Annotated in this window: 20 protein-coding genes; 6 read left to right on the forward strand and 14 right to left on the reverse strand. The window is 59.0% G+C overall.

Going from position 1 to position 21,329, the window contains the following annotated elements; genetic code table 11:
- Nucleotides 1–51: 51 nt before the first annotated feature.
- The 4 genes from potA to potD are packed head-to-tail and all read left to right on the forward strand — an operon-like array spanning nucleotide 52 to nucleotide 3,835.
- Entirely contained in the window at nucleotides 52–1,167 is a 1,116-nt protein-coding gene (gene potA, locus F3I21_RS03335; RefSeq protein ID WP_021506381.1) for a spermidine/putrescine ABC transporter ATP-binding protein PotA, read from the forward strand.
- Nucleotides 1,160–2,011: a spermidine/putrescine ABC transporter permease PotB gene (gene potB, locus F3I21_RS03340; protein WP_150058565.1), complete on the forward strand. Its 852-nt coding sequence runs from the start codon at nucleotides 1,160–1,162 to the stop codon at nucleotides 2,009–2,011. Before potA ends, potB begins: the two co-directional genes overlap by 8 nt.
- The gene (potC, locus tag F3I21_RS03345; protein WP_088517712.1) at nucleotides 2,008–2,781 is read left to right on the forward strand and encodes a spermidine/putrescine ABC transporter permease PotC; all 774 of its coding nucleotides are present in this window, start codon (nucleotides 2,008–2,010) and stop codon (nucleotides 2,779–2,781) included. The genes potB and potC overlap by 4 nt, the downstream gene beginning before the upstream one ends.
- A 10-nt stretch (nucleotides 2,782–2,791) precedes the next feature.
- Nucleotides 2,792–3,835 carry a spermidine/putrescine ABC transporter substrate-binding protein PotD gene (potD, locus tag F3I21_RS03350; RefSeq protein ID WP_150058309.1) on the forward strand — a complete coding sequence of 348 codons (1,044 nt, stop codon included), beginning with the start codon at nucleotides 2,792–2,794 and terminating at the stop codon, nucleotides 3,833–3,835.
- A gap of 161 nt (nucleotides 3,836–3,996) precedes the next feature.
- Here the strand turns inward: potD and cobB are convergent, their stop codons facing one another.
- The 4 genes from cobB to lolC all read right to left on the reverse strand — a co-directional run bounded on the left by cobB (nucleotide 3,997) and on the right by lolC (nucleotide 8,115).
- A complete protein-coding gene (gene cobB / locus F3I21_RS03355) occupies nucleotides 3,997–4,830 on the reverse strand; it encodes a Sir2 family NAD+-dependent deacetylase (protein ID WP_150058311.1) in 834 nt (277 codons plus the stop codon).
- A 147-nt stretch (nucleotides 4,831–4,977) separates the two neighbouring features.
- Complete coding sequence (gene lolE, locus F3I21_RS03360; RefSeq protein WP_150058313.1) at nucleotides 4,978–6,222, reverse strand: lipoprotein-releasing ABC transporter permease subunit LolE; 1,245 nt, start codon at nucleotides 6,220–6,222, stop codon at nucleotides 4,978–4,980.
- Nucleotides 6,222–6,923 (reverse strand): lipoprotein-releasing ABC transporter ATP-binding protein LolD, encoded by a 702-nt coding sequence (gene lolD, locus F3I21_RS03365; protein ID WP_021506386.1) that lies wholly within the window; start codon nucleotides 6,921–6,923, stop codon nucleotides 6,222–6,224. The genes lolE and lolD overlap by 1 nt, the downstream gene beginning before the upstream one ends.
- Nucleotides 6,916–8,115 (reverse strand): lipoprotein-releasing ABC transporter permease subunit LolC, encoded by a 1,200-nt coding sequence (gene lolC / locus F3I21_RS03370; RefSeq protein ID WP_021506387.1) that lies wholly within the window; start codon nucleotides 8,113–8,115, stop codon nucleotides 6,916–6,918. The genes lolD and lolC overlap by 8 nt, the downstream gene beginning before the upstream one ends.
- A gap of 248 nt (nucleotides 8,116–8,363) precedes the next feature.
- On the opposite strand from lolC, the gene F3I21_RS03375 reads away from it, so the two are divergent.
- Nucleotides 8,364–8,573: a hypothetical protein gene (locus tag F3I21_RS03375; RefSeq protein ID WP_021506388.1), complete on the forward strand. Its 210-nt coding sequence runs from the start codon at nucleotides 8,364–8,366 to the stop codon at nucleotides 8,571–8,573.
- Nucleotides 8,574–8,759: 186 nt separating this feature from the next.
- Nucleotides 8,760–12,203: a transcription-repair coupling factor gene (mfd, locus tag F3I21_RS03380; RefSeq protein WP_058759482.1), complete on the forward strand. Its 3,444-nt coding sequence runs from the start codon at nucleotides 8,760–8,762 to the stop codon at nucleotides 12,201–12,203.
- A 125-nt stretch (nucleotides 12,204–12,328) separates the two neighbouring features.
- Here the strand turns inward: mfd and F3I21_RS03385 are convergent, their stop codons facing one another.
- From F3I21_RS03385 to F3I21_RS03430, 10 genes are all read right to left on the reverse strand, one after another.
- Nucleotides 12,329–12,871: a glycine zipper 2TM domain-containing protein gene (locus F3I21_RS03385; protein ID WP_031279257.1), complete on the reverse strand. Its 543-nt coding sequence runs from the start codon at nucleotides 12,869–12,871 to the stop codon at nucleotides 12,329–12,331.
- A gap of 294 nt (nucleotides 12,872–13,165) precedes the next feature.
- The gene (locus tag F3I21_RS03390) at nucleotides 13,166–14,470 is read right to left on the reverse strand and encodes an NAD(P)/FAD-dependent oxidoreductase (RefSeq protein ID WP_031279261.1); all 1,305 of its coding nucleotides are present in this window, start codon (nucleotides 14,468–14,470) and stop codon (nucleotides 13,166–13,168) included.
- A gap of 212 nt (nucleotides 14,471–14,682) precedes the next feature.
- Complete coding sequence (gene ycfP, locus F3I21_RS03395) at nucleotides 14,683–15,225, reverse strand: alpha/beta hydrolase YcfP (RefSeq protein WP_150058315.1); 543 nt, start codon at nucleotides 15,223–15,225, stop codon at nucleotides 14,683–14,685.
- A 39-nt stretch (nucleotides 15,226–15,264) separates the two neighbouring features.
- Entirely contained in the window at nucleotides 15,265–16,308 is a 1,044-nt protein-coding gene (gene nagZ, locus F3I21_RS03400) for a beta-N-acetylhexosaminidase (RefSeq protein ID WP_150058317.1), read from the reverse strand.
- Nucleotides 16,309–16,323: 15 nt separating this feature from the next.
- The gene (thiK, locus tag F3I21_RS03405) at nucleotides 16,324–17,139 is read right to left on the reverse strand and encodes a thiamine kinase (RefSeq protein ID WP_058780745.1); all 816 of its coding nucleotides are present in this window, start codon (nucleotides 17,137–17,139) and stop codon (nucleotides 16,324–16,326) included.
- Entirely contained in the window at nucleotides 17,126–17,722 is a 597-nt protein-coding gene (gene lpoB / locus F3I21_RS03410; RefSeq protein WP_127833923.1) for a penicillin-binding protein activator LpoB, read from the reverse strand. The genes thiK and lpoB overlap by 14 nt, the downstream gene beginning before the upstream one ends.
- A gap of 10 nt (nucleotides 17,723–17,732) precedes the next feature.
- The gene (locus F3I21_RS03415; RefSeq protein WP_021506396.1) at nucleotides 17,733–18,098 is read right to left on the reverse strand and encodes a YcfL family protein; all 366 of its coding nucleotides are present in this window, start codon (nucleotides 18,096–18,098) and stop codon (nucleotides 17,733–17,735) included.
- 18 nt (nucleotides 18,099–18,116) lie between these two features.
- Complete coding sequence (gene hinT / locus F3I21_RS03420; protein WP_058759480.1) at nucleotides 18,117–18,467, reverse strand: purine nucleoside phosphoramidase; 351 nt, start codon at nucleotides 18,465–18,467, stop codon at nucleotides 18,117–18,119.
- Between the two features lie 333 nt (nucleotides 18,468–18,800).
- Nucleotides 18,801–20,234: a PTS glucose transporter subunit IIBC gene (gene ptsG / locus F3I21_RS03425; RefSeq protein WP_058759479.1), complete on the reverse strand. Its 1,434-nt coding sequence runs from the start codon at nucleotides 20,232–20,234 to the stop codon at nucleotides 18,801–18,803.
- 286 nt (nucleotides 20,235–20,520) lie between these two features.
- Complete coding sequence (locus F3I21_RS03430; RefSeq protein WP_150058319.1) at nucleotides 20,521–21,312, reverse strand: metal-dependent hydrolase; 792 nt, start codon at nucleotides 21,310–21,312, stop codon at nucleotides 20,521–20,523.
- Nucleotides 21,313–21,329 lie beyond the last annotated feature (17 nt).

Here is a 21,329-nt window from a genome sequence, read left to right on the forward strand (position 1 = left end):
GTCGCCGGCGGCTATGCTGTAACCTGATTCTCATCAGACTGAGTGACTAAAATGACGCAAACACGCGCGCAGCAGGCGCTGGTTACGCTTTCTGGCATCAGTAAAGCTTTCGATGGCAAAACCATCATCCCGGATTTTGACCTGACCATCGGTCATGGCGAATTTATCACCCTGCTTGGCCCCTCCGGCTGCGGTAAGACCACAATTCTGCGCCTGATCGCCGGGCTGGAAAACGCCGACAGCGGACGTATCCATCTGGATGAGAGCGACATCACTGAAACGCCCGCCGAGCATCGCCATATCAATACCGTGTTTCAGAGCTACGCGCTGTTTCCGCACATGTCGGTGTTTGAAAACGTCGCGTTTGGCCTGCGCATGCAGAAAACCCCGGCGGCAGAGCTGACGCAGCGCGTCAACGAGGCGCTGGCGATGGTGCAGCTGGAAAGCTTTGCCGCGCGCCGGCCGCACCAGCTCTCCGGCGGCCAGCAGCAGCGCGTGGCGATTGCGCGGGCGGTGGTCAACCGGCCCAAAGTGCTGCTGCTTGATGAGTCGCTCTCCGCGCTGGATTACAAACTGCGCCGCCAGATGCAAAACGAGCTGAAAGCGCTGCAGCGCAAGCTGGGCATCACGTTTGTGTTTGTCACGCACGATCAGGAAGAAGCGCTGACCATGTCCGATCGCATCGTGGTGATGCGCGACGGGCGCATCGAGCAGGACGGCACGCCGCGCGAGATCTACGAAGAGCCCGCGAACCTGTTTGTGGCGCGCTTCATTGGCGAAATCAACGTGTTTGATGCGGAAGTGATCGGCAGCGCGCACGCGCCGCAGGTACGGGCTCGCCTCGAAGGCCGCGAGTGTGATATTCACTGCCCGTTCCCGGTCAAACCCGGCGATCGGCTGCATGTGCTGCTGCGACCGGAAGATTTGCGCGTCGAGGAGATCGATCACGACAGCCGCAGCGAAAACCTGATCGGCTATGTGCGCGAACGCAACTATAAAGGCATGACGCTGGAATCCACCGTCGAACTGGAGAACGGCAAGCTGCTCACCGTCAGCGAGTTCTTTAATGAGGACGATCCGGATTTTGACCACTCGCTGAACCAGAAAATGGCGGTCAGCTGGGTGCCAAACTGGGAGGTGGTGCTGCCGTATGAAACGGATGCGTAATCGTCTGCAGAAAGCCATTGTGGCGCTGATCGTCGGCTGGCTGACGCTGTTCGTGTTGCTGCCGAATCTGATGATCTTCGCCACCAGCTTTCTGACGCGCGACGACGCGCACTTTGTCAGCATGGTGTTCACCCTGAACAACTACGGCCGGCTCCTCGATCCGCTGTATGCCGACGTGCTGCTGCACTCGCTCAACATGGCCTGCATCGCCACGCTGTGCTGCCTGCTGCTCGGCTACCCTTTTGCCTGGTGCCTGACCAGACTGCCGGCGCGTCTGCGTCCGCTGATGCTGTTTCTGCTGATTGTGCCGTTCTGGACCAACTCGCTGATCCGCATTTATGGTCTGAAAATTTTTCTCAGCACGCGCGGCTGGCTCAATGAATTTCTGCTGTGGCTCGGCGTCATCGACAAGCCGTTTCGCATCATGTTTACCCCGGAAGCGGTGATCCTCGGGCTGATCTATATTCTGCTGCCGTTTATGGTACTGCCGCTCTACTCCAGTCTTGAGAAGCTGGATAAATCCTGCCTGGAAGCGGCGCGCGATCTTGGCGCCAGCAGGCTACAGACCTTCATCCATATCATTTTGCCGCTGACCCTGCCCGGTATCGTTGCCGGCGCGCTACTGGTATTTATCCCGGCGATGGGGTTGTTCTACGTAGCGGATTTAATGGGTGGAGCAAAGAACCTGTTGATCGGTAACGTAATCAAAAGCCAGTTCCTTAATATTCGTGACTGGCCGTTTGGTGCCGCCACCAGCATTGTCATGACGCTGCTGATGGGGCTGATGCTGCTGGTTTACTGGCGCGCAGCGCGTCTGCTGAATCACAAGGCGGCGTTGCAATGATGGCGCGCGGATTACGCTACGGCTTCATGGCCGTGATTTATGCCTGGTTCTACATTCCGATCATCATCCTGATCGTCAACTCCTTCAATGCCTCGCGCTTCGGCATCAACTGGCAGGGCTTCAGCACCCAGTGGTATCGCCTGCTGGTCAATAACGACAGCCTGATTCAGGCGGCGCAGCATTCGCTGATCATGGGCGTGCTGTCGGCCAGCTGCGCGACGCTGATCGGCTCGCTCACCGCCGTGGCGCTGTACCGCTACCGTTTTCGCGGCAAGCCGTTTGTCAGCGGTATGCTATTTGTGGTGATGATGTCGCCGGATATCGTGATGGCGATTTCGCTACTGGTGCTGTTTATGCTGCTGGGGATTTCGCTCGGCTTCTGGTCGCTGCTGTTTTCCCATATCACCTTCTGCCTGCCGTTTGTGGTGATTACCGTCTATTCGCGCCTGAAAGGCTTTGACGTGCGCATGCTGGAGGCGGCAAAAGATCTCGGTGCCAGCGAAGTGACTATTCTGCGTAAGATTTTGCTGCCGCTGGCGCTACCGGCAGTGGCCGCGGGCTGGCTGCTGAGTTTCACCCTGTCGATGGATGATGTGGTAGTGTCGTCATTTGTCACCGGTCCCGGCTTCGAAATTTTGCCGCTGAAAATTTATTCCATGGTGAAAGTGGGCGTGTCGCCGGAGGTGAACGCGCTGGCTACCATTTTGATGCTGCTGTCGCTGCTGCTGGTGGCAGCCAGTCAGCTGTTGCTGCGTGATAAAACCAAATAGAGGATAACTGATGAAAAAGTGGTCTCACTGGCTGGCGGCTGGGGCGCTGGCACTGGGTATGCAAAGCGCTCAGGCGGATGACAACAACACGCTTTACTTCTATAACTGGACCGAATATGTGCCGCCCGGGCTGCTGGAGCAGTTCACCAAAGAGACCGGCATCAGGGTGATTTATTCCACCTATGAATCCAATGAAAGCATGTACGCCAAGCTGAAAACCTGGAAAGCGGGCGCTTACGATCTGGTGGTGCCGTCGACCTACTTCATCGCCAAAATGCGCAACGAGGGCATGCTGCAGAAGATCGACAAGTCACAGCTGAGCAACTTCCGCAACCTCGATCCCGACCTGCTGAACAAGCCGTTTGATCCGAACAACGACTATTCCATTCCCTATATCTGGGGCGCAACCGCCATTGGCGTGAATACCGACGAGGTGGATCCAAAAACCCTGACCCAATGGGCCGATCTGTGGAAACCTCAGTATAAGCAGAGCCTGCTGCTGACCGATGACGCGCGTGAAGTGTTCCAGATGGCGCTGCGCAAGCTCGGCTACTCCGGTAATACGCAGGATCCAAAACAGATTGAAGCCGCCTATGAAGAGCTGAAAAAGCTGATGCCAAACGTACTGGCGTTCAACTCGGATAATCCCGGTAATCCGTTTATGGAAGGCGAAGTCAACGTCGGCATGATCTGGAATGGCTCCGCCTGGGTGGCGCGCCAGGCTGGCACGCCGCTGCAGATTATCTGGCCGAAAGAGGGCGGGATTTTCTGGATGGATAACCTGGCGATCCCGGCGAATGCGAAAAATAAAGCGGGCGCGCTGAAGCTGATTAACTTCCTGCTGCGCCCGGATGTGGCGGCTAAAGTGGCGGAAACCATCGGTTATCCGACGCCCAACCTGGCGGCAAGAAAGCTGCTGCCGCCCGAGGTGGCCAGCGATCCGTCACTCTATCCGCCGGCTGAAGTGATCAAAAACGGCGAGTGGCAGAACGATGTCGGTGCCGCCAGCGTGCAGTACGAAACGCTGTTCCAGAAGCTGAAAGCGGGACGGTGAGGTTCTGAGGTGGAGGTTGTGCGGCCTGGCCCTCATCCTGCCCTCTCCCAGAGGGAGAGGGTTCATTTGTGCCGGATTCAGCCTGAACTTAAATCCTGCGCGTTTTTCCCCTTCTCCCGCCGGGAGAAGGCCGGGATGAGGGGAAACGCGCAGTACGCTGACTATTTATACAAGCCGCGCAAAAAAGTATGCACGAATTCGGGCACCACTTCGCTGGCTAAGCCGTAATGCGCTTCAGCGAATTCGTTACCGACCTGACTGGGGGCCAGATTCAGCTCCACGGTATGCGCACCCTGCAGTTTCGCCTCGTGCACAAATCCTGCCGCCGGATAGACGTGGCCTGAGGTACCGATGGCAATAAACAGATCGGCCTGTTCCAGTGACTGATAAATCTCCTCCATACCGAGCGGCATTTCACCAAACCACACCACGTGCGGACGCAGCCGCGACGGGAACTGGCAGCAGGTACAGCGATCGTCCGGACCGACGTCCTCTGTCCACGCCAGCACCTGACCGCTGTGCTCACAGCGCACCTTCAGTAACTCACCGTGCATATGCAGCACGCGCTGGCTGCCGGCGCGCTCGTGCAGGTTATCGATATTCTGTGTCACCAGCAGGAAATTATCGCCCAGCACCTGCTCCAGTTCGGCCAGCGCTTTGTGCGCCGCGTTAGGCTGGATTTCTGGCTGCTGCAGCTGACGCCGGCGCGCATTGTAGAACCCCTGCACCAGCGCCGGATCGCGGCGAAAGCCTTCGGGCGTCGCCACATCTTCCACGCGATGCTCTTCCCACAGGCCATCTTCCGCGCGGAAGGTGCGGATGCCGGATTCTGCCGAAATTCCGGCACCGGTCAGCACCACCACGTGCGGCTGCGGATGGGCGGCAAGTTCGACCTGACGATCGCGCTCAAAGATGCGCTGGCGAAAGCGCTGATGCACTTTGCGGCGGTTCTTTTTGTAGCGGGCAAGTCGAAGGCGGCGGCGCGGTTGGCGCATAAAGGCTCCTTAATCTGCGGCGCTGAACGCCGCGCTGCGGGTGTTTTCCGGGTTACTCAGACCCGATAATAGCGGCTGGGTATGACGGCTGCATGCCGCAGACGCTGAAAATGTGCGCAGCCGCGAAGGCGGCTGCGTGTTTTGTCTTTACTGACCGCTCAGCACGCGGGCAGGATCGATGCGGCTGGCGCGCCGCGCCGGATACCAGCTGGCAATCAGGCTCAGGCCAATCGCCGTCGCCAGCACGATGGCCACATCCAGCCAGTGCAGCTCAGACGGCAGGAAGTCGATAAAGTAGATATCGCCCGCCAGCAGCTGATGCCCGGTAAGGTGCTCCACTACGCGCATCACCGGCGTCAGATTGAGCGCCACCAGCACGCCGACCACCACACCGCTGACGCTGCCCAGCAGCCCGGCCAGCAGGCCATACCAGATAAAGATGGCACGAATCAGGCCGTCTTTCGCCCCCAGCGTGCGCAGCACGGCGATATCGCTGCTCTTGTCTTTCACCGCCATCACCAGCGTCGACACGATATTAAAGCAGGCCACGCCAATCACCAGCACCATCGCCAGATACATAATGGCGCGAATCATCTGGATGTCACGATACATGTAGCCGTAAGTGCCAATCCAGCTGCGGATGGTGACATAGGAGTGGGTGGCTTCGCCGGCATCGCGCACCAGCTTCTGTGCCTGGAACGGATCGCTCATCTTCAGCGCAATGCCGCTGACGCTGTCGCCCAGATCCAGATACTTTTGCGCATCGGCCAGCGGCACCAGCGCCAGACTGTGATCCAGCATGCCGCTCAGCTGCAGAATACCGCTCACCTGCAGACGAATGCGTTTTGGCTGCAGCAGTTTGTTCTCGCCATCATTATTCGGGATCATGATGGTGATCCAGTCGCCCTGCTGCACGTTGAGCGATTTGGCGATACCGCCGCCAAGAATGATCTGCTGCCTGCCGGCGCTGAACTGCGACCAGGCATCACCGCTGACAAAACGCGGCAGCGCGCTGAGCCGCGGCTCCTGTTGCGGATCAACGCCCTTCACCTGCAGCGCCTGCAGCTTCGCACCGCTCTCAATCAATCCGGTAAAGTTAACGTAAGGCGCCGCCGCGGCGATGCCCGGTACCTGTTCGATGGGCGCAATCATCGGCTGCCAGTTGCGAAATGGCTGGTTAACCGCCTCAATTTCGCCGTGCGGTACCACGGCCAGAATGCGATTGTTGAGCTCCCGCTCGAAACCGTTCATCGCGCTCAGCCCGATGATCAGCACCGCCACGCCAAGCGCAATGCCGATGGTCGAGATAATGGAGATCAGCGACACCATGCCGCCGCGCCGCCGGCCGCGGCTGAAGCGCAGCCCGAGCAGCAGGGATAAAGAGGACGCCATCAGATCGCTCCCAGCGTCAGGTGATCGCTCAGCTGGCCGTCGCGCATTTCCATCTGACGGCTCAGGCGCTTCGCCAGGTTGAGGTCGTGCGTCACCACCAGAAACGCGGTGCCCTGCTGCACGTTGAGCTCGCCGAGCAGTTCAAAAATGGCATCCGCGTTGCGCGCATCAAGGTTACCGGTGGGCTCATCGGCCATCACCAGCCGCGGCCGGTTCACCAGCGCCCTGGCAATCGCCACGCGCTGACGTTCACCGCCCGACAGCTCAGAAGGCCGGTGCGCCGCGCGCTTTTCCAGGCCAACCGCCGCCAGCATCTCGCGTGCGCGCGCTTCCGCTTCGGCTTTGCCGGTTTTGCCAATCAACAGCGGCATCGCTACGTTCTCCAGCGCGCTGAAGTCCGGCAGCAAATGGTGAAACTGATAAATGAAGCCGAGTTCCCGGTTGCGCAACTCTGCTTTGGCCGCCGACGACATGGCGTTAAGCGATTTCCCGTCAAACACCACGTCACCGGAGGTCGGTGCATCCAGCCCGCCCAGCAGGTGCAGTAAGGTACTTTTGCCGGAGCCGGAGCTGCCGACGATGGCCGTCAGTTCGCCCGGCTGCAGGCTAAAAGCCACATTGCGCAGCACATCGGTCTGCACGCTGCCTTCCTGATAGCGTTTGCACAGGTCACGACACTGCAACAAAGGGGTATTACTCATAACGTAAAGCCTCAGCGGGTTGAACGGCGGCAGCGCGCCATGACGGATAGAGGGTAGACAGCAGCGCCACGGCCATCGAGACCAGCGCAATAGTGATCACCTGCCAGACATTGATATCCACCGGCAGCGCCGCGCCATCAAGGAACAGACCGATCACCGGCATTAAATTGTTGAGCTGGCTGGCCAGCAGCACGCCCAGCAGCGTACCGAGCAGCGCACCGATAATACCGGCGCTGGCGCCCTGCACCATAAATACCGCGACGATTTGCCGCCGCGTTAAGCCCTGGGTTTGCAGGATCGCCACTTCCGCCTGCTTCTCCATGATCAGCAGGCCCAGCGAAGTAATGATATTGAAGGCGGCCACGGCAATGATCAGGCTGAGCAGCAGCCCCATCATGTTTTTCTCCATGCGCACCGCCTGAAACAGGTCGCCCTTGCGTTCGCGCCAGTCTTTCCACGTCAGCCCCTGCGGCAGCGGCTGCTGGCTCAGCGCATCGACATTCAGCGGCTTATCCAGCCACAGGCGCCAGCCGGTAATGTTGCCGAGCGGATAGCGCATCACGCGCGAGGCGTCCTGCTGGTTAACCAGAATCTGATAGCCGTCGACTTCGCTATTGGCCGCGTAGGTACCGGCAACGGTAAAGATGCGCTGGCTCGGCACGCGCCCCACTGGGGTAAACTGACTGACCGATGGCACCATCAGGCGCAGCTGATCGCCGCGCTTCACGCCCAGCTGCGAGGCCAGCAGTTCACCGAGAATGACTTTATACTGGCCCGGCTGCAGCACGCTCTGCTGGGTGTTGACCAGATAAGGCGTCAGCGGATCCGGCTCGTCAGGATTGATGCCCAGCATCACGCCCACCGACACGTTGCGCGCACTCTGCAACACCACATCGGCGGTGGTCAGCGGCGCGATCCGCGTCACGCCCTGCAGTTTGAGATCCTGCGCGCGCATCTGCTGCGGATTGATGCTGCCGGTGTCGCTGGTGACCAGCGCCTGCGGCATCAGGCCGAGAATGTTGCCTTCCAGCTCGCGCTCAAAGCCGTTCATCACCGACAGCACTGTCACCAGTGCCAGCACGCCGAGCGTGATACCAATAGTCGAGAGCCAGGAGACGAAACGACCGAAACGGTCTGAAGCACGTCCACGCATGTAGCGCAAACCGATGAATAACGCGACTGGTTGATACATGAGATCCGTCTTGGCCGTTGCCCAAAATTAAGTAGAGCGATGATAAAGGAGCCGTCTGCTTTATGAAACCTCTAACCCGCTGAGTCAGTTGCAAAGTTGCGTCAAAATGCGTCCTCTTGCGCGACAATGCACAAAATTACGACAAAATAGTGACGCTATTAGTACGATTATTCGTCAGCAGGTGGGTTAGACTTAGCTTGCAGTACCGGTTTTCGCATCACAGTAAGCGCAGTACGGAGGTTCTTACCATGAGCAGGTTTCCTAAAGGCAGTATCGTTAAACATAAATCTGGCGAGATCAAAGGCGAAGTGGTCAATGTCTTTGAGCAGGGAGACGCGCTAACCGGTTATTATGTGAAGTGGGACGATGGCAACAACAGCTACCATGTCGAGCGCGAGCTGTCATGGGCCAATGTGGATCGTCCTCGCATGCACTACACACAGCAATCCAGTAAATAACGTGACGTTGCCAGGTCGCCATCAATGACGACCTGGCAACCGGCCATACTGGCGGCCCTTCAGGGTGCCGCTGAGGTAAGGTGCGCATTCATGCACCCTGACATAAACTCAGAAAGGAGAGATGATCCTCACGGCGGAATGTGGAATGATGACGCCCTGGAAACTGAGGAGAGAATGTCGGACCTTATGTCGGAACAGCGTCGTTATACCCTGCCTGCTAAAGCAGGCGACCATCGTCAGCTCGGTCAGCTGGTCGGCGCCGCGCAGGCGGTTGAGTGTGCCAGCATCACCGAACGCCACAGCGGTCCGGTGTTAATGATCACCCCGGATATGCAATCGGCCCTGCGGCTGCAGGAGGAGATCAGGCAATTTACCGATCTGCCGGTCACCAATCTTGCTGACTGGGAAACACTGCCCTACGACAGCTTCTCGCCCCATCAGGACATTATTTCCGCCCGTCTTTCTACGCTGTACCAGCTGCCCACCCTGACGCGCGGCATGCTGATTCTGCCGGTCAATACGCTGATGCAGCGCGTTTGCCCGCACAGCTTCCTGCACGGCCATGCGCTGGTGATGCAGCAGGGCCAGAAACTGTCGCGCGATGCCCTGCGCGACCAGCTGGAGCAGGCCGGTTATCGCCATGTCGATCAGGTGATGGAGCATGGCGAGTACGCGACGCGCGGCGCGCTGCTCGACCTGTTCCCGATGGGCAGCGATCAGCCTTACCGCATCGATTTCTTTGATGATGAGATCGACAGCCTGCGCCTGTTTGACGTCGACTCACAGCGCACGCTGGAGGCGGTGAGCGCCATCAACCTGCTGCCGGCGCATGAATTTCCCACCGACAAAGCGGCCATTGAGCTGTTCCGCAGCCGCTGGCGTGAAACCTTCGACGTGCGGCGCGAACCCGAGCACGTCTATCAGCAGGTGAGCAAAGGCACGCTGCCGGCCGGGATTGAGTACTGGCAGCCGCTGTTTTTCGAGCAGGAACTGCCTACCCTGTTTAGCTATCTGCCCGCCAGTACGCTGGTGCTGAACAGCGGCGATCTGCACGCCAGCGCTGAGCGTTTCTGGCAGGATGCTAACGCACGCTATGAAAATCGCCGCATCGATCCTATGCGCCCGCTGCTGGAGCCGGCCACGCTGTGGCTGCGCCCGGATGCGCTGCTCAGCGAGCTGAAAAACTGGCCGCGCATGCAGCTCAGCGCTGAGACGCTGCCGGAAAAAGCCGCGAACAGTAATCTGGGCTATCAGCCATTGCCGGAGCTGACGGTGCAGGCGCAGGCCAAAGCGCCGCTCGATCTGCTGCGCCAGTTCCTCGAGCAGTTTACCGGTCAGGTGATTTTCTCAGTAGAAAGCGAAGGTCGCCGCGAGAGCCTGCAGGAGCTGCTGTCCCGCATCAAACTGCGCCCGCAGCCGATCGATCGCTTCGAGCAGGCTGATGAGCAGCCGTACAGCCTGATGATTGGTGCCAGCGAGCGCGGTTTTATCGACACCCAGCGCCAGCGCGCGCTGATTTGCGAAAGCGATCTGCTGGGTGAGCGCGTCAGCCGCCGCCGTCAGGACAATCGCCGCACCATCAATCCGGACGTACTGATTCGCAACCTCGCCGAGCTGCACCCGGGCCAGCCTGTGGTGCATCTTGAACACGGTGTGGGGCGCTACATCGGCCTGACCACGCTGGAAGCCGGCGGTATCGTGGCCGAGTATCTGATGCTCTCCTATGCCGGCGATGCCAAACTTTACGTTCCGGTGTCATCGCTGCATCTGATCAGCCGTTACGCCGGCGGCGCCGATGAAAATGCGCCGCTGCACAAACTGGGCAGCGATGCCTGGTCACGCGCGCGCCAGAAAGCGGCGGAGAAAGTGCGCGACGTGGCCGCTGAGCTGCTGGATATCTATGCCCAGCGCGCGGCCAAGGCTGGCTTTGCCTTTAAGCACGACCGCGAGCAGTATCAGCTGTTCTGCGAAGGTTTTCCGTTTGAAACCACGCCGGATCAGGCGCAGGCAATTAACGCCGTGCTCAGCGATATGTGCCAGCCGCTGGCCATGGACCGCCTGGTGTGCGGCGATGTTGGCTTTGGTAAAACCGAAGTGGCGATGCGCGCTGCCTTCCTTGCGGTGGAGAATGGCAAACAGGTGGCGGTGCTGGTGCCAACCACCCTGCTGGCGCAGCAGCATTACGACAACTTCCGCGACCGCTTCGCCAACTGGCCGGTGCGCATTGAGATGCTGTCGCGCTTCCGCAGCGCCAAAGAGCAGGCGCAGGTGCTGGAGCAGGCCAGCGAGGGCAAAATTGATATTCTGATCGGCACCCACAAGCTGCTGATGAGCGATCTGAAGTGGCGCGATCTCGGTTTGCTGATCGTCGATGAGGAGCATCGTTTCGGCGTGCGTCACAAAGAGCGCATCAAAGCGATGCGCGCTGACGTCGATATTCTGACGCTCACCGCCACGCCGATTCCGCGCACCCTGAACATGGCGATGAGCGGCATGCGCGATCTGTCGATTATCGCCACGCCACCGGCGCGCCGTCTGGCGGTGAAAACCTTCGTGCGCGAGTATGACAGCCTGGTGGTGCGCGAAGCGATCCTGCGTGAAGTGCTGCGCGGCGGCCAGGTTTACTATCTCTACAACGACGTCGAGAACATCGAGAAAGCAGCGCAGCGGCTGGCCGAGCTGGTGCCGGAAGCGCGCATCGCCATCGGGCACGGTCAGATGCGCGAGCGCGATCTGGAACGGGTAATGAACGATTTCCACCACCAGCGTTTCAACGTGCTGGTGTGCACCACCATCATCGAAACCGGGATCGATGTACCCAGCGCCAATACCATCATCATTGAGCGCGCCGACCATTTCGGTCTGGCGCAGCTGCATCAGCTGCGTGGCCGCGTCGGCCGTTCGCATCATCAGGCCTATGCCTGGCTGCTGACGCCGCATCCGAAGGCGATGACCACCGATGCCCAGAAGCGACTGGAAGCGATTGCCTCGCTGGAGGATCTGGGCGCTGGCTTTGCGCTGGCGACGCACGATCTGGAGATTCGCGGTGCCGGTGAGCTGCTGGGTGAAGATCAGAGCGGTCAGATGGAGACCATCGGTTTCACGCTCTACATGGAGCTGCTGGAAAACGCGGTGGATGCACTCAAGGCCGGACGTGAGCCGTCGCTGGAAGATCTCACCAGCAATCAGACCGAGATTGAGCTGCGCATGCCTGCCCTGCTGCCGGATGATTTTATTCCGGACGTCAATACGCGCCTGTCGCTGTATAAACGCATCGCCAGTGCGGCCGATGAACAGGAGCTGGCCGAGCTGAAAATTGAGATGATTGACCGCTTCGGCAAGCTGCCCGACGCCGCGCGCAACCTGCTGGACATCGCCGCGCTGCGCCTGGTGGCGCGTCAGCTGGGGCTGCGTAAAATCGAAGCCAGCGAAAAAGGCGGCTTCTTTGAGTTCGCGCCGCAGAATCAGGTCGATCCCGGCTGGCTGATCGGCCTGCTGCAGAAAGATGCGAAGCAGTGGAAGCTGGATGGCCCGACGCGACTGAAATTCACCCGCGATCTGAGCGAACGCAAAACGCGCATGGAATGGGTGCAGAATTTCGTCGCCGAACTGGCGAAGAACCAGGTTTGATCGCCCTGCCGTCACGCAGCAGCGCTATGTGACGCGCTGCTGCGTACGGTGCGGTAGCCTGAGTATAAAAAAAGCGCCTTGCGGCGCTTTTTTTGTTACTGCTGCTGTGAAGTAGCTTTGCCCAATCAGGCCTGATTCGAATTCAGGATCAGCTGACCATTACGGTCGAGCGGGATGCGGGTGCCAGGGTCATTCTCCATGCGGATTTTGCCCTGCTGGTCGCCTATTTTATAGGTCACGTCATAACCCAGCATTTTTTCCTGTTTATCGTACACGGTTTTGCAGCGCTGCTCGCTGGTGGTGTAAGTGTCACGATCCTGCAGCGCACCCTGCACCTGGTTACCGCCGTAACCGCCTGCCAGCGCACCAGCTACGGTCGCGATATCCCGGCCGCGGCCACCGCCGAACTGGTGACCAATCACCCCACCGGCCACGGCACCCAGTACGGAACCGGCGATGCGGTTCTCATCCTGCACCGGACGACGGTGCGTGAGGGTAACGTTGCGGCACTCCTGACGAGGTTGCTTAATGCTCTCTTTGATTGGCGTTGCCGAAAGCACCTGAGCATACTGCGGGCCACGATCAAACACATCCATGCTGGCGACGGCGGCCACGCCCAACGCTGCTGCTACGCCGATTCCAATACCCGCTAACATTGATTTATTCACAGGAATGTCCTCCTGAAGTTGTTACCGCGCATTCCTGCCGCAACCCGATCCCGGGTTACCGAGGCATAACCGGCGTGCGCGCCGCGCCGTGTTCGTTGGCATAAGTTTTACAGATGGTCCGAAAATGCAACATCAGATTAATGGAGGAAACGCAGCGGAAAGCCAGCAGGACCAGCTTTTAGGAGAGTTCTGAGCGGCAGTGTCATTGCGCCGTAATCTGGCGCTGATTGAACGGCAATCAGCAGGTTACGGCAGCCGGGCGCGCAGCGGGCGGGGATGACCGCCCGCCAGCCATCAATGCAGTTTGAGACGCGGACGCAGCACGCGGTTGAGGCTGCCGACCAGCATCATCAGACCGGTCTTGAAGTATCCATGGAGCGCAATCTGGTGCATACGGTACAAGGAGATGTAGACAAAACGCGCAATGCGCCCTTCCACCATCATCGAACCGCGCATCAGGTTCCCCATCAGGCTGCCGACGGTACTGAAGCGGGACAGCGACACCAGCGAGCCGTGATCTTTATACACGTAGGCTTTGAGCGGCTTGCCTTTGCGCTGGGCAAGGATGTTTTCCAGCGCACGCGACGCCATCTGGTGCGCCGACTGCGCGCGCGGCGGCACGAATCCGCCGCCCGGCAGCGCGCAGGAGGCGCAGTCGCCGATGGCGTAAATATCGTCGTCCAGCGTAGTCTGCAGCGTCTCTTTGACCACCAGCTGATTAATGCGGTTGGTCTCCAGCCCGCCAATCTCTTTCATGAAGTCTGGCGCTTTAATACCGGCCGCCCACACCATCAGATCAGCTTCGATGAATTCGCCCCCTTTGGTATTCAGACCGTTAGCTGCTGCGCTGGTGACCATGGTTTGCGTCAGTACGCGCACGCCAAGCTTGCTCAGTTCCTGATGCGCCGCTGCGGAGATGCGCGGTGGCAACGCAGGCAAAATACGCTCGCCGGCTTCCACCAGCGTAACGTTGAGCGCGCTGCTATCGAGACCTTTATAGCCGTAGCTGTGCAGCTGTTTCACTGCGTTATACAGTTCTGCCGACAGCTCGACGCCGGTCGCGCCGCCGCCGACAATGGCGATATTGACTTTCTGCAGCTGCCCTTCGCTGGCAGAGAAGCGCAGGAACAGGTTGAGCATCTCATTATGGAACCGACGCGCCTGATGCGGGTTGTCGAGGAAGATGCAGTGATCTTTCACGCCTGGCGTGCCGAAATCGTTCGAGGTGCTGCCCAGCGCCATTACCAGACGGTCATACGCCAGCTCGCGCTGCGGTACCAGCAGCCCACCCTCCGCATCGCGGATCTCCGCCAGTTCAATGGTTTTAGTGTCGCGATTAATTTGCGTCAGCGAACCCAGCTGGAACTGGAAACCGTGGTTGCGCGCATGCGCCAGATAGCTGAGCGCATCAATACCTTCATCCATCGAACCGGTCGCCACTTCATGCAGCAGCGGTTTCCACAGATGGCTGTGGTTACGATCGACCAGGATGATCTCCGCCTTTTTTTTGCGGCCGAGTTTATGGCCGAGCTGTGTTGCCAGCTCCAGCCCTCCGGCACCGCCACCGACGATGACGATTTTTTCCATGCTTGTAGTCAATGAAGACCCCCTCAAAGTTGTAAACCAAAAGTTAATTAATGGTTATATAAAACCTTAATAAACATAGGGTTGGCGACATTTAATCGCGAGCTGAGGGCAGAATAGCACGGCATAATCATCCGGACATAAGAAAATTGATGTACATCAATCTTTGCACAGCATTATCAGAATGTTACACGTTTTGTGCGCCGCATCACACGGCGCAGCAGCACTCAGGCAAGGGTTTTGAATGCTTTGATGCGTTGCAGATGCGGGGCAATATTTTTGAATTTGTGGCTGGCCTCCTCGTCCCACACGATTTCGTAGTACGGGTGCAATTCGGCCGCGCTGCGCTGATTATCCAGCGCTTCATCGTGACGTGACAAAATGGTCAGGCAGCGGTCGCGGTTCTTTTCACGGAAGTTACTGACGCATTTGGTGGCGATATCAAGATACTCTTCCGGCCGGTCGATCTTGCCTTCCATGTTTTCATCGGGAAACAGGTTGGGATTGAATATCGCCTGGCGCATGCCGCAAAGGAAGCCGATGCGTTCCGCCCAGTAGCCGCCCAGGCCGACGCCACAAATCAACGGATGCGCATCGCTGCCCTGCTGGAGCAGTTTGTCGCACTCTTTGAGCAGAAACTGCATATCGTGTTTCGGATGGCGGGTGCTGTAGCTGATAAGTCTGACGTCCGGGTCAATAAACTGCAGCTGCAGCACCTTTTCATGGTTGCCCGGACTGTTGGAATCAAAACCGTGCAGATAGATGATCATGATTATCCTCAGCGTGGAGTGAGATCCGGGCAGCGGCGATTATCTGCCCGACGCTTTGTGCGCCAGCCAGCGATCCTGCAGGTCACTGAGCTGACGCTGATTTTGCCGCCAGCGCTCGCTGGCCTGCAAACTCTGACGGTCAAAACGTCCCTGATGGTATAACTGCGTGACGCGCGTCGCCTGGATCGGCGTCAAATTATCCAGCACGCTCACCGCGCCAGCACGCTGATTGCACACCAGGATCATATCGCAGCCGGCATTCAGCGACTGCTGAGCCCGTTCCGCATAGCTGCCCATCACCGCCGCGCCCTCCATCGACAGATCGTCTGAGAAGATCACCCCGTTGAAGCCCAGCTCCTGCCGCAGCACCGTTTGCAGCCAGTAAGCCGAACCACTGGCTGGCAGCGGGTCCACTTCAGTATAGATAACATGCGCGGGCATCACCGCATCCAGCAGCTGCTCATCAATCAGCTGCTGGAAGATTGCCATGTCGTGCTGGCGCAGCGTGGCCGCATCGCGCGTGTCGCGCGGTGTCTCTTTGTGCGAATCCGCGCTGACCGCGCCGTGGCCCGGGAAGTGCTTGCCGGTGGTTTTCATGCCGGCTTCGTGCATGCCGTGGATAAACTGGCGCGCCATCTGCAGCGCAATCGCCGGATCGGCGTGGAAAGCGCGATCGCCGATGGCCGCACTGATGTGGCCGATATCCAGCACCGGCGCAAAGCTGATATCGATGTCCATGGCGATCATCTCCGCCGCCATTTGCCAGCCGGCCTGCTGCGCCAGCTCGCCAGCACGCGCCATGTCGTGCAGCGCGGCGAACGATTGCATCGCCGGCAGCTGGGTAAAACCGTCGCGGAAGCGCTGCACGCGCCCGCCTTCCTGATCGACCGCCACCAGCAGCCGGTTGCGCGACGCCGCGCGAATCTGGCGCACCAGCTCCGCCAGCTGCGCAACATCATGGAAGTTGCGGGCGAACAGGATCAGTCCGCCTGTCAGCGGATGTTGCAGAATTTCGCGCTCTTCGGCGTCCAGCTCGTAGCCTTCGACGTCCAGCATCAGCGGTCCGGGCGTTGTCATCGTCATGTTTCGGTTCCTGAATTAAAGATCCTGCCAGCTGGCCTGCGCCAGCCGTTGCAATGTTTGGTCATGGCTCTGCTCGGCGCGCAGCTGATACCAGCTGGCCATCAGCAGCTGCAGCCACGGCTGCCAGCGCCGGCTTTGACGCCGCAGCGCCGTTGCCGACAGACGCGCCTCGGCGGCATAGTCGGTTATCCAGTAATCGTGTTCAGCGCCATCCACCGCGCCGATAGCGGCCAGCTCCAGCGCCACGTCGCCATCCGCAGCATATTCCCAGTCAATTAAACGCAGGCCATCCGGCGTGGCAATCAGATTGCCAGGGTGGACGTCCATGTGCAGCGGTGCCAGCCGCAGCGGCGACGGTTCGCCGCGCTGCAGCAACTGGTTTAAGCGCCGCTGCCAGCGCCAGTGCCGCTGCTGACACAGCTGCCAGTAGCGCTGCAGCAGCGGTGCCAGCCGTAAGCGATAACCGGTCAGCGGCTGGTGATGCAGGCGCAGCAGCAGCGTCAGCACCGCTGCGCGCTGCGCGCTGAACTGATCCGGCGACAGCACCTCGCCCGGCAGCCAGCGCTGCAGCAGCCACGGCGCCTGCCACGTCAGCGGCTGCGGCGCCAGCGCCGTAGTACGCAGCTGACGCAGGATGCGGTATTCGCGCTGACGATCGACAAACGGGATGGGCTGCGACGGTGTCCGGCGCGCCAGCAGATCGCCCTGCTCGCTGCGTACCTGCACGCTGTTACCGCTCAGTCCTGGCAGCGCGAAAAAATGACCGGCAGCTTGCGCCGTCGGCCATTGTTGCTGAACCAGATGCTGCAGCCGGGGATCAGGGTTGTGCAACGCCGTTGCCCGACCAGATGATTTCGCCGGTCTGCACCAGCATCAGCTGCATTTGCAGCGTAGGAGCTTTCACATCGCCCTGCGCGTTGCTATACAGCACATACTGCGCGTTGACGATGCGCGCCAGGCCAATCGCTTTGCTGCGCGAGTTGAGGCTATCCTCTGGCGACAGGCCGAGCGTTTGCTTCGCCTGATTAAGCTGATCGTTTGAGACCAGGCTGAACTTGCCGTTATTCGCCAGCGCGTTCTCAATCGCTGCCGTGGCTTTTTCCGTTTGCAGCGAGCCGTTGGTGCTGTTTTTGATGCGATCCACCAGCAGCACGCTGCCCGGATTGACGCCCGCCGACTGCACCATATTGGCGACTAACGGCTGGACGCTGGCGTTCCAGTTGATGGTTTTCAGCTTCGGCGGCTGCGGCACAGTTTGCGGCGGCGGCACCGGCTGCGCGGGTGGTTGCTCTGGCTGGGTTGGCGTGGTCGGCTGCGTCGGTTCAACCGGCGCCGGGGTTTGTTGTTTCACCACACAACCGGTGAGCATCAGCGCAAACAGTAGCGCGCCGGAACGTTGTACACTGCGAATCACAGGTTACTCCTCAAAGATAAAGATAGAGACGCACCTTGCTGGCGGTCGGGTTACCCATTTGCGAGGCCACTTCTACGCTGCCGTGCGCCGGTACGGTTTGAGTCTGCGCCGGCTCCTGCGGCTCAATCTCCAGCCCTTTGTCATCGTACCAGTAGAAACGATAGTGGACGGTGACCGGCGTTTCACGCAGATTTTGCAGCACGCTGGCGGCGCGCTGCTGGCCGTCACGGCTGGTCAGCGCGGGCTCATCGGTGATGATGCCCGCCGACAGTACGGCAGACTCCATCACCAGCGACTGGGAGGTGTTGATCATCGGCTTATCGCTGCTGCAGCCCACCAGGGTCAGCAACAGCAAGCCGCTCAGCCATTGACGCATCACAAGGTCCGCCTGAGGTTAGATGGCCAGCATCGGGCCCAGCGGCTGTCCGCCGACCAGGTGCATATGAATGTGGTAAACCTCCTGCCCACCGTGACGGTTGCAGTTGATGATCAGGCGATAGCCATCCCCGGCGATGCCTTCATCGCGGGCAATTTTTGCGGCGGCGGTAACCATGCGGCCCAGCGCCTGCTCATGCGCCGCCTGCACATCGTTGGCAGTCGGAATCAGTACGTTGGGGACAATTAGTATATGGGTAGGCGCTTTGGGCGCGATATCGCGGAAGGCGGTGACCAGTTCGTCCTGATAAACCACGTCGGCGGGAATTTCGCGACGAATGATTTTACTGAAAATGGTTTCTTCAGCCATGGTGCAGTTCCTTAAGCCTGAGTTCAGTCAGGCAGTATGCGTGAGGAATTCCGTTTCTTTCAACCTCAGGACCACTTTTCTTCATTAAATGGCTGCCTTTGCATCACTTTTTCACGCTGGCGCGGCACGGCGGGTGGTGTCTGGCGGCACTAAAATAAAAAACCCCTCGGATGAGGGGTTTTGTCGCACCGAAGTTGCAGTGCGGTGAAGCGGCGGCAGAGGAGTAAAGCGTCCCGCGACAGGGATGTCGCGGGCCGAGCCCCAGGGATGGTGTTGGCGTCTTTACGATCTGACGCCGCTTCACCGCACCGGCCCGGCCTGCCGTCATGTCACTTACATACTGCGGATATAGTCATCCATCTCGGTTTTCAGGTTATCGGACTTGGTGCCGAAAATCGCCTGCACACCGGAACCCGCCACCACAACACCACGCGCGCCGAGGTTTTTCAGTTCAGCCTGATCCACCTTCGCTACGTCCGCCACGCTGACGCGCAGACGGGTAATACAGGCATCAAGGTTAGTGATGTTCTCTTTGCCACCGAACGCCGTGACCAGCTTGCCCGCCATTTCACTGCCGGTCGCGCTGCTCTGCTCAATCGCCGTATCTTCACGACCCGGGGTTTTCAGATTCAGTTTTGCGATCAGCACGCGGAACACGGTGTAGTACACCAGACCGTAGATGATACCGACAATCGGGAACAGCCAGATTTTGCTGCTGTTGCCGCTCAGCACGATGAAGTCGATCAGACCGTGTGAGAAGCTGGTGCCATCACGCATGCCCAGCAGAATACAGATTGGGAACGCCAGGCCCGCCAGGATGGCATGGATCACGTACAGGATCGGTGCCACGAACATGAAAGAGAACTCGATCGGCTCGGTGATACCGGTCAGGAACGAGGTCAGCGCGGCGGAGATCATGATGCCGCCCACTTTGGCGCGGTTCTCAGGTTTAGCAGAATGCCAGATGGCGATAGCCGCAGCCGGCAGACCGTACATCTTGAACAGGAAGCCGCCAGACAGTTTACCGGCAGTCGGGTCACCCGCCATGTAGCGCGGAATGTCACCATGGAAGACCTGACCAGCCGCGTTGGTGAATTCACCGATCTGCATCTGGAAAGGAACGTTCCAGATGTGATGCAGACCAAACGGCACCAGCGCACGCTCAACCACACCGTAAATACCGAACGCCACCACCGGGTTCTGATAGGCCGCCCACTGGGAGAAGTCCTGAATTGCGGTACCAATAGGTGGCCAGATGAAGGACAGTACCACACCGGTGAAAATCGCGGTCAGACCGGAAATGATCGGCACAAAGCGCTTACCGGCGAAGAAGCCGAGGTATTCCGGCAGCTTGATGCGGTAGAAACGGTTGAACATATAGGCTGCAATCGAACCGGCAATAATGCCGCCCAGCACCCCGGTATCGGCGAGGTGTTTGGCTTCGATCTCGGCCGCCGGCAGATGCAGCACCAGCGGCGCGACCACAGCCAGGGTTTTCACCATAATGCCGTAGGCGACCACGGCGGCCAGTGCCGACACGCCGTCGTTATTGGTAAAGCCCAGTGCCACACCAATCGCAAAGATCAGCGGCATGTTAGCAAACACCGAACCACCCGCTTCGGCCATCACGTGGGAAACCACTTCCGGCAGCCAGCTGAAGTTAGCAGAACCAACACCTAACAAAATACCGGCAATCGGCAGAACCGATACCGGCAACATCAGCGATTTACCTACCTTTTGCAGGTTCGCAAATGCGTTCTTGAACATAGAAGCTCCTGAGTATGAGTGCATTTTTTAGCGCAGTGCGCATGGCAAAGGGGGAGGATCCTTAGCCGGGGTGACGCTGAGCGTCTTTTGATTTATTACGAAGGGTAAAATAAATGACGACACGTTACTTTGACGGCTATCACGTTTCACCAAACACAGCGCTGAAATTTCAGTCATTTCTTACTGACTTGCTGCTATAAACAGCAATAAATCACTGCCTGCGCCGCGAAACACGCAGCGCAGATGAGTAATTTCAGATTAATTACAGAGTTTGAAATAAAGCGCGTTAGCCGCCGAGTCGGCTCATCGGCACCTTAAACAGGCGGGAGAAGTTTTCCGTGGTGGCGGCCGCCAGGCTAGCAAGATCGACGCCTTTCACCACGGCCATATACTCAGCTACGTCACGGGTGAAGGCAGGCTGGTTTTCTTTGCCGCGATGCGGTACTGGTGCCAGATAGGGTGAATCGGTTTCAACCAGAATGCGATCCAGCGGTACATAGCGCGCTGCTTCGCGAATCTGTTCGGCGTTGCGGAAGGTCACAATGCCGGAGAAGGAGATGTAGAACCCGAGATCCAGCAGCTGCGCCGCCGTCTCTTTGTCTTCCGTGAAACAGTGCAGCACGCCGCCGCACCGCTCTACCTGCTCTTCGCGCAGAATGGCCAGCGTGTCTTCGCGTGCATCGCGGGTGTGCACAATAATCGGCTTGTTCAGCGCAATGCCGGTGCGGATGTGCTCACGGAACGAGGCCTGCTGCTGCGCTTTGGTCTCCTGCTGGTAAAAATAATCCAGCCCGGTTTCGCCCAGCGCAATCACCTGCTCTTCCGCCGCCAGACGGCGAAACTCTTCCACGTCATACGGCGTTTCCTGATTGAGCGGATGCACGCCGCAGGCCAGCGCGATGTTGTCGCGATCGCCGACCAGCTGTTTGATTTTGTAGTAATCCGGCAGCGTGGTGGCAATCGCCAGCATGAATTTCACATCCCGCGCCGCCGCTTTGGCAATCACGTCATCCAGATCGCGGTGCTGGTTTTCATAATCAAGGCCATCAAGATGGCAGTGCGAATCAACAATAAACATAGATTTCTCTTTTACCC

This window comes from Pantoea sp. B_9 (assembly GCF_008632015.1).
GTDB classification, from domain to species: Bacteria; Pseudomonadota; Gammaproteobacteria; order Enterobacterales; family Enterobacteriaceae; genus Pantoea; species Pantoea dispersa.

What these genes read in the sequence shown, in the direction of transcription:
- potA (WP_021506381.1), top strand. Translation starts at nt 52, where the DNA reads ATGACGCAAACACGCGCGCAGCAGGCGCTGGTTACGCTTTCTGGCATC.
- potB (WP_150058565.1), top strand. Translation starts at nt 1,160, where the DNA reads ATGCGTAATCGTCTGCAGAAAGCCATTGTGGCGCTGATCGTCGGCTGG.
- potC (WP_088517712.1), top strand. Translation starts at nt 2,008, where the DNA reads ATGATGGCGCGCGGATTACGCTACGGCTTCATGGCCGTGATTTATGCC.
- potD (WP_150058309.1), top strand. Translation starts at nt 2,792, where the DNA reads ATGAAAAAGTGGTCTCACTGGCTGGCGGCTGGGGCGCTGGCACTGGGT.
- cobB (WP_150058311.1), bottom strand. Translation starts at nt 4,830, where the DNA reads ATGCGCCAACCGCGCCGCCGCCTTCGACTTGCCCGCTACAAAAAGAAC.
- lolE (WP_150058313.1), bottom strand. Translation starts at nt 6,222, where the DNA reads ATGGCGTCCTCTTTATCCCTGCTGCTCGGGCTGCGCTTCAGCCGCGGC.
- lolD (WP_021506386.1), bottom strand. Translation starts at nt 6,923, where the DNA reads ATGAGTAATACCCCTTTGTTGCAGTGTCGTGACCTGTGCAAACGCTAT.
- lolC (WP_021506387.1), bottom strand. Translation starts at nt 8,115, where the DNA reads ATGTATCAACCAGTCGCGTTATTCATCGGTTTGCGCTACATGCGTGGA.
- F3I21_RS03375 (WP_021506388.1), top strand. Translation starts at nt 8,364, where the DNA reads ATGAGCAGGTTTCCTAAAGGCAGTATCGTTAAACATAAATCTGGCGAG.
- mfd (WP_058759482.1), top strand. Translation starts at nt 8,760, where the DNA reads ATGTCGGAACAGCGTCGTTATACCCTGCCTGCTAAAGCAGGCGACCAT.
- ycfP (WP_150058315.1), bottom strand. Translation starts at nt 15,225, where the DNA reads ATGATCATCTATCTGCACGGTTTTGATTCCAACAGTCCGGGCAACCAT.
- nagZ (WP_150058317.1), bottom strand. Translation starts at nt 16,308, where the DNA reads ATGACGATGACAACGCCCGGACCGCTGATGCTGGACGTCGAAGGCTAC.
- F3I21_RS03415 (WP_021506396.1), bottom strand. Translation starts at nt 18,098, where the DNA reads ATGCGTCAATGGCTGAGCGGCTTGCTGTTGCTGACCCTGGTGGGCTGC.
- hinT (WP_058759480.1), bottom strand. Translation starts at nt 18,467, where the DNA reads ATGGCTGAAGAAACCATTTTCAGTAAAATCATTCGTCGCGAAATTCCC.
- ptsG (WP_058759479.1), bottom strand. Translation starts at nt 20,234, where the DNA reads ATGTTCAAGAACGCATTTGCGAACCTGCAAAAGGTAGGTAAATCGCTG.
- F3I21_RS03430 (WP_150058319.1), bottom strand. Translation starts at nt 21,312, where the DNA reads ATGTTTATTGTTGATTCGCACTGCCATCTTGATGGCCTTGATTATGAA.